General features: G+C 36.5%; 8 protein-coding genes and 1 pseudogene. 6 read left to right on the top strand and 3 right to left on the bottom strand.

Annotated features, from left to right (window positions below; translation table 11 throughout):
* Both AC1DUW_RS18685 and AC1DUW_RS18690 read right to left on the bottom strand, forming a co-directional pair.
* Window positions 1-181, bottom strand: a 181-nt coding sequence (locus tag AC1DUW_RS18685) for a transposase (protein ID WP_477642655.1), incomplete at its 3' end; no start/stop codon positions are given.
* A 156-nt stretch (window positions 182-337) separates the two neighbouring features.
* Window positions 338-1,279, bottom strand: coding sequence for a glycine-rich domain-containing protein (locus AC1DUW_RS18690; protein WP_477643173.1), 942 nt, complete (start codon window positions 1,277-1,279; stop codon window positions 338-340).
* Window positions 1,280-1,545: 266 nt separating this feature from the next.
* Between AC1DUW_RS18690 and AC1DUW_RS18695 the strand changes: the two genes are divergently transcribed.
* The 6 genes from AC1DUW_RS18695 to AC1DUW_RS18720 all read left to right on the top strand — a co-directional run bounded on the left by AC1DUW_RS18695 (window position 1,546) and on the right by AC1DUW_RS18720 (window position 6,056).
* Window positions 1,546-1,722 (top strand): hypothetical protein, encoded by a 177-nt coding sequence (locus AC1DUW_RS18695; RefSeq protein ID WP_477643174.1) that lies wholly within the window; start codon window positions 1,546-1,548, stop codon window positions 1,720-1,722.
* 218 nt (window positions 1,723-1,940) lie between these two features.
* A complete protein-coding gene (locus tag AC1DUW_RS18700) occupies window positions 1,941-2,171 on the top strand; it encodes an excisionase family DNA-binding protein (protein ID WP_053344462.1) in 231 nt (76 codons plus the stop codon).
* Between the two features lie 241 nt (window positions 2,172-2,412).
* Window positions 2,413-3,432 carry an AI-2E family transporter gene (locus AC1DUW_RS18705; RefSeq protein WP_477643175.1) on the top strand — a complete coding sequence of 340 codons (1,020 nt, stop codon included), beginning with the start codon at window positions 2,413-2,415 and terminating at the stop codon, window positions 3,430-3,432.
* Window positions 3,433-3,780: 348 nt separating this feature from the next.
* On the top strand, window positions 3,781-4,602 hold the full coding sequence (locus AC1DUW_RS18710; RefSeq protein ID WP_053344464.1) for a basic amino acid ABC transporter substrate-binding protein: 822 nt from the start codon (window positions 3,781-3,783) through the stop codon (window positions 4,600-4,602).
* Window positions 4,603-4,680: 78 nt separating this feature from the next.
* A complete protein-coding gene (locus AC1DUW_RS18715) occupies window positions 4,681-5,337 on the top strand; it encodes an amino acid ABC transporter permease (protein WP_477643176.1) in 657 nt (218 codons plus the stop codon).
* The gene (locus AC1DUW_RS18720; RefSeq protein ID WP_056522225.1) at window positions 5,334-6,056 is read left to right on the top strand and encodes an amino acid ABC transporter ATP-binding protein; all 723 of its coding nucleotides are present in this window, start codon (window positions 5,334-5,336) and stop codon (window positions 6,054-6,056) included. The genes AC1DUW_RS18715 and AC1DUW_RS18720 overlap by 4 nt, the downstream gene beginning before the upstream one ends.
* Window positions 6,057-6,121: 65 nt before the next feature.
* Here AC1DUW_RS18720 and AC1DUW_RS18725 read toward each other — a convergent pair.
* A pseudogene (locus AC1DUW_RS18725) lies at window positions 6,122-6,326 on the bottom strand (hypothetical protein); the annotation flags it as partial.

Here is a 6,326-nt window from a genome sequence, read left to right on the forward strand (position 1 = left end):
GAGTGTAATTTGTATAGGATGAAGCAAGTCCTTCCATCCCATGTTTTAGATAGCGAGCGACCCATCTTTTCAGAGGGGATAAACCTACATTTCTTTCTTGTGCAATGGATTTATAGGATTTTTTCCCTTCTAAGTACTCTAAAACTGCATGTGATTTTTCGTCTATCGTATATTTAGTCAAAAAAACTGCACCTCCAATTATTAGATGTTGTCTAACAATTGGGGTGCAGTTCAATTGGAAGGCCTTCTATACTGCTAATTCAACTTGCAAAAACGCTTGGATATCTGTCCAAGCGCTTAAATTTTCTCTACATATCGGAACTATATAACAAAAATTTCATGACGAGCACGAGCTGCAAGAAGAACAGCTAGAAGAAGAATCAGAACCAGAACTAGAACCACTGTCATAGGTGCTGCTATGATCTCCACCATGATTAACATTGATTGAGTCAGAGGAGGTAGTGGCTGCTTCTACCCCGAAAATATCATTAAAGTCYGTATCATGATTATCGGAACTGGCATAGATGAAGTAGGCAGGAGCAGCATAGTCTGTTTGATCGTATCTTTCCCGCCAATCCAATACTATTTTCGGACGATTCTCTTTAAAAAGGGAGGTGAAACATTCAAAGGTCTGTTCCGCTTCTATACTTGTAGGAGTGCGCATATATTTCTCCTTTAACTGTTCCAACTCCAGCGCTTCGAATTCATGGAGCAATTCTTTTCCTTTATCATGCTTGAAAAATTTCCCCCATTTTTGAATCGAACTTGAATCAACCGTAAACAGTTGTACATAGTAAAAATCAAACAGCGTGCGTTCTTCAGGTTTAAAAACAGGCTGTGAGTGGGGATTATGCTGAATGGGTTGGCCAATGAATGTCTGGCAAAAATCATCATATTCCTGTTTGTAATTCAGCATGATATGCCATAGCTCATCGATGACCTCATTAAACATTTCAACTTTGCCAAACACAGCAGCCATAATCAAGTAGCGTTTAAATTCGCGCCACAGCTCATTAACCCTTTCCTGTGAGTTTCGGGGATACTTCAGCCGGAATTCTGTATTGACCTTTTCCATATAATCGTAATCCAGTGCTTTGTTAAGCTGTACGATTAATGCTTCTGGTACAATTTCGGTTACTTCCAAGTCCAAAGTGTCCGTATATAATTTACCAAATTCATTTTGATACCGCTCTATTCTAGCTGGCTCACTTCGCCGTTTCACAACAATGACTAGAAGGACAGCGAAAATTGCCGCAAGTATTACATAAAATAAGGTCATTTGGTCAACTCCTCTTAATCTATAGATCTATCACATTAGTATTATCTTACATGTTATTGGAAGGGTTTGTAAGTTATTACTGTGATTTGTTTTTGAGATAGCCATTTATTTATAGGTTAGATTTTTCTGAGACTGAGGTTTAGACATCATCCTTTCACCCCCTTAACACACTTGCGTGAAGCAGGGAAACTGACCCAAATTCAAGTAAAGGTTAATAAATCGTTAAACAAAAGACTGGAACAAAAGTATCGGATTGGACCACATGGTTGGATGGAGATAAAAAATATCAAATTACTAAAATAACAGCAACCGTAAAAGATCTAACCGCCCTAGAAACCCGAACCTTCGCAAAAACGAGTTCTTGCCAATTCGTTTTAGGTAAAATCGAGGGAAAAGTAAAAATGAGGGTTAAAGCAGGGTACAAAGTATTAAAAAGCGACTGAAGATAAAAAAGAAACGGATAAAGTGACTTTAAAAACAAAAGAAAACACTAAGCTATCTGTCGGTGCAATCGATAAAACTGGAAATGAAAAAACGGTAAAAGTCACTTTGTAATAAGTTAATGGCCTCTCAAATTGAGAAGGCCCATGTATTTGTATGGATTAGGCACTTCAAATGAAGACTCTTATCTAGTATAGWTAAGAGGAAAAGGGGTGAAGGCATGTACTTGACAGTAAAAGAGACTGCGGAATATTTATCAATGCCGGAATCTTATATAGAAAGCATGATTGTTCAAAATAAAATTCGCACTGTCCATGATGGTGAGCAGTATTTAATTTTTAAAGAGCAGTTCAATACGCATCTGGAACAGATGGAAAAATATAAGAAGCAATTAGCGGATTATTATAGTGAACCCATCCCAGAAGATATCGATGTGAAAGATGAAGATTAGCATCTGCCTTTTTGGCAGATGTTTTTTAAAAATAAAGACCTAAATCGTCGTTGAAGTCAGTGGATGTTCTATATAAAAGTGAGTCTAGAATAATAATCTAACCTCCTCTCAATAAGACTTACTGATCATTCAAATAATTTTGTCTTCAATGGAAGGTAATTGTAGTAGAATCCCTCAATTCCGTGTAAAATAATATGTAGAAGGAATTATCACGGCAGAATGTTAGTTAGGAGATAGGTAAGTGGTAAAAGAGTATTTACAARGTGAAGGTTTTTCAAGGTTAATTACATTAATAGTGTTAGTCCTGTTTCTTATAAGCATTGGAAGTATGGTTAATATTGTATTATTCACATTTGTTTTCACTTTCCTAATGGGAAGGCTGGAACAATTTATCATGATTCGACTAAATAAAGTGATGCGTATTAACTCTAAAGTTGTCATAAGCTTTTTATATATAGTCGTCATTTCTTGTTTAGCCATCGTTATTTATAAATATTTGCCGGTCATTACGTTGCAATTTACAGAATTAGTTACACAGATTGTTTTTTTCTTTCAACATCCACCCGATAGTCGGGTCATTCAATACGCCATTAGTTTAATGAACGAGACTGAATCGCCGCTCGATCTTCAAAAACAGATGAATACGCTCTATCTTTATGTATCTGATTTCGGTAAACTGGCATTACAGATTTTCCTTTCCATACTGCTTAGTCTGTTTTTCTTATTGGAAAGAGATAAAATTATTCGCTTTACTTCTAAATTTAAGCGGGGTAAATTCAAATCCTTCTTTATAAACCTTGGTCACTTTGGAGTAAAATTTATCAATTCATTCGGAAAGGTAATTGAGGTCCAGTTCTTAATTGCCATTACGAATGCAGTCCTTTCAGTAACTTTCTTATGGATTCTTGGGTTTCCACAGTTGCTCGGTCTTGGAATTATGATTTTCTTCCTAGGGTTAATTCCAGTTGCAGGAGTTATTATCTCCCTAATTCCACTTAGCATGATTGCCTACAGTATTGGCGGTATGCCAAAGGTTATTGCTGTGTTTGTTATGATTGGGATTATACATGCACTTGAAAGCTATATTTTAAATCCAAAATTCATGTCGGCAAAAACAAATTTGCCAACGTTCTTCACCTTCATCATTCTTCTGTTTTCCGAGCATTTTCTTGGGATATGGGGTTTGATCATTGGGATTCCGATCTTTATCTTCTTATTAGATATGTTAGATATTGAAGAGGGGATTAAAGAAGTGCCCTAAATAAAATTTAAGTAAGCAGCGACCAAGCTAATGAGGTTGCTGCTTATTTTTGTTTCCTATTTAAAATCTGGCTAATAGTTCTAATATCTGTTTTCGATATAATTTCAATAATTACTTTATAAATGAGGAAATGTCCGCCGTCTGTATAATTAAAGCCTATTTAATTTCTTGGTTTTCCGAGTTAATTGGATAAAATTTTATTTTACTAAAGTTATTTACGGACTTTTTATTGCATAAAAAAACAAATAAACGTATAATATTTTTAAATGAAAATACTGAATATTCTTTCAAATTTGATTTGTTTGCGTTCTTTAAAAGAGAGTTTACTAGAGAAAAGAGGGGATTATTTTGAAAAAAGTTTCGTTTTTAATGTTTGCCATGGTAGTTTCTTTGTTACTGATTATGACTGGATGCGGGAAAGAAAAGGAAGTAACGACAACTAGCGAAAAAGAAGAAGCAAATGGGAAAACACTTAGGATCGTGACGGATGCAGCATATGCTCCATTTGAATATCTGGAAGGCGATAAAGTTGTTGGATTCGATGTTGATTTTATCAATGCTGTTGCAAAAGAAGCCGGTTATAAAGTGAAAGTTGAGCATGTTGGCTGGGATCCGATTTTTGTAGAAATCGAGTCTAAAAGAGCGGATGTAGGGATATCTGCAATTACAGTAAATGATGAGAGAAAACAATCGTATGATTTTTCGGTGCCTTATTTCTTATCCACAAACAAAATCTTAGTTCCTGAGAAAAGTGATATAAAATCAGGAAAAGAATTGAAAGGAAAGGTTATTGCTGTTCAAACAGCTACAACTGGACAGGAAGCAGTCGAGTCACTTCTTGGGAAAAATCATAAAGACATCAAAAAATTCGAAAATAATAACCTGGCCATTCAGGAATTATTACAAGGCGGAGCTGAAGCGGTAGTAGCGGACAATACCGTTGTTGAAGAATATGTGAAAAATAACCCTGACCAAAAGCTGAAAGTTGTTGAAGATAGCAGCAGTTTTGATCAGGAATTTTATGGTCTTATGTTCCCAAAAGGTAGCGAGTTGAAAGCTGATTTTGATAAAGCCGTCAATGCTATTTATGAGAATGGAAAGTACGCAGAAATCTATAAAGAATGGTTCGGCACAGAACCAGATGTTGAAACGTTAAAAGCACAGCAATAAAACAAATTAATAATAAAAAATTGCGTAACTTTACGTGTGAAGTTACGCAGTTTTTTTGGTCTTTAGGAGGGGAACGGAATGAATTTTCGCTGGGATATTATTTTTGAATATGCTCCTTTCTTATTAAAGGGAACGATACTCACAATTGGGCTATCGGTTTCCTCTATTCTCATCGGAACTTTTTTAGGGTTACTGATAGGTTTAGGGAAAATAATGAGAAACAAGGTGCTCGCATTTCCATTTTACTGTTATGTCACGGTTTTTCGTGGAACTCCGCTATTAGTTCAGATTTTTTTAATCCATTTTGGTATTGTGCCCTTTTTTACTGGGGAGACGAACGCAATCACAGCTGGAATCATTGCTTTGTCTTTAAATGCAGCGGCTTATATTGCGGAAATATTCCGTGCAGGAATTCAATCCATTGATAAAGGACAAATGGAAGGGGCTCGTTCGTTGGGAATGACCCATACTCAAACAATGATTCATGTTGTCTTACCTCAAGCATTCAAACGAATGATCCCTCCGTTAGGAAATGAATTCATCGTATTATTAAAAGATTCCTCCCTCCTTTGTGTCATTGCAGCCCCCGAATTAATGTATTGGGGAAAAGCGATGGGGGGACAATACTTTAAAGTTTGGGAGCCGTATTTGGCTTGTGCCTTTATCTATCTTTTCCTGACCCTTATTTTAAGTTTCGTATTAAATAGACTCGAAAGCAGGTTGAAAACAGAATGATTAAGGTCGAGAATTTAAAAAAGTCATTTGGAGATAACGAGGTATTAAAGAATATCAATGCAATCGTTGCCCCACAGGAGGTAGTTGTGGTGATTGGACCTTCAGGGTCTGGTAAATCTACTTTTCTCAGGTGTATTAATCAACTTGAAACGATAACGGGAGGACATATTTTCATAGAGGGACTTGATACGACAGATAAGAAGGTCAATATCAATAAAGTACGCACTGAAGTTGGCATGGTATTTCAGCATTTCAACTTATTTCCGCATAAAACAGTTATTGATAACATTATGCTTGCGCCGCTAAAGGTTCGTAAAGTTTCCAAAGAACAGGCATCACAAAGAGGCATGGAACTACTTAAGAAAGTAGGACTTGCTGAGAAAGCGAACGCCTATCCGGATTCATTATCGGGTGGACAAAAGCAACGTGTGGCAATCGCAAGGGCATTGGCAATGGAACCAAAAATCATGTTGTTTGATGAACCGACTTCTGCTCTTGACCCGGAAATGGTCGGTGAAGTGCTTGAGGTTATGAAGCAATTGGCTAAAGAAGGTATGACAATGGTCGTAGTGACCCATGAGATGGGGTTTGCTAAAGAAGTTGGTGATCGTGTGATTTTCATGGACGAGGGCTTTATTATCGAAGAAAATATTCCAAGTGAGATCTTTGATAATCCGCAGCAGGAAAGAACTAAAGCCTTTTTGAGCAAAGTGCTCTAATATTAGAATAAGAAAAAAAACCTTCCGTAAATCGGAGGTTTTTTTTGGGAACATATCAGGGGGTGTTATTTAATGTATGATGAGCCTAAAAGTGATTCAGGGCTTTTACCGAGCACTAGCATACTGATTTTAGCATATCCAATATTTTCATTTTGGGAGAAGGTTTGTTGTAAAACCTGGATATTAGGATCATCCTTTAACTTTTGAACTTCCTCTATATATAAGTGGATAACGGAGGGCATAACGAATTCAGGGGTGTATTCGTTAGGG

The organism is Peribacillus sp. P4_C12, from assembly GCF_056402095.1.

What these genes read in the sequence shown, in the direction of transcription:
- AC1DUW_RS18700 (WP_053344462.1), top strand. Translation starts at nt 1,941, where the DNA reads ATGTACTTGACAGTAAAAGAGACTGCGGAATATTTATCAATGCCGGAA.
- AC1DUW_RS18715 (WP_477643176.1), top strand. Translation starts at nt 4,681, where the DNA reads ATGAATTTTCGCTGGGATATTATTTTTGAATATGCTCCTTTCTTATTA.
- AC1DUW_RS18720 (WP_056522225.1), top strand. Translation starts at nt 5,334, where the DNA reads ATGATTAAGGTCGAGAATTTAAAAAAGTCATTTGGAGATAACGAGGTA.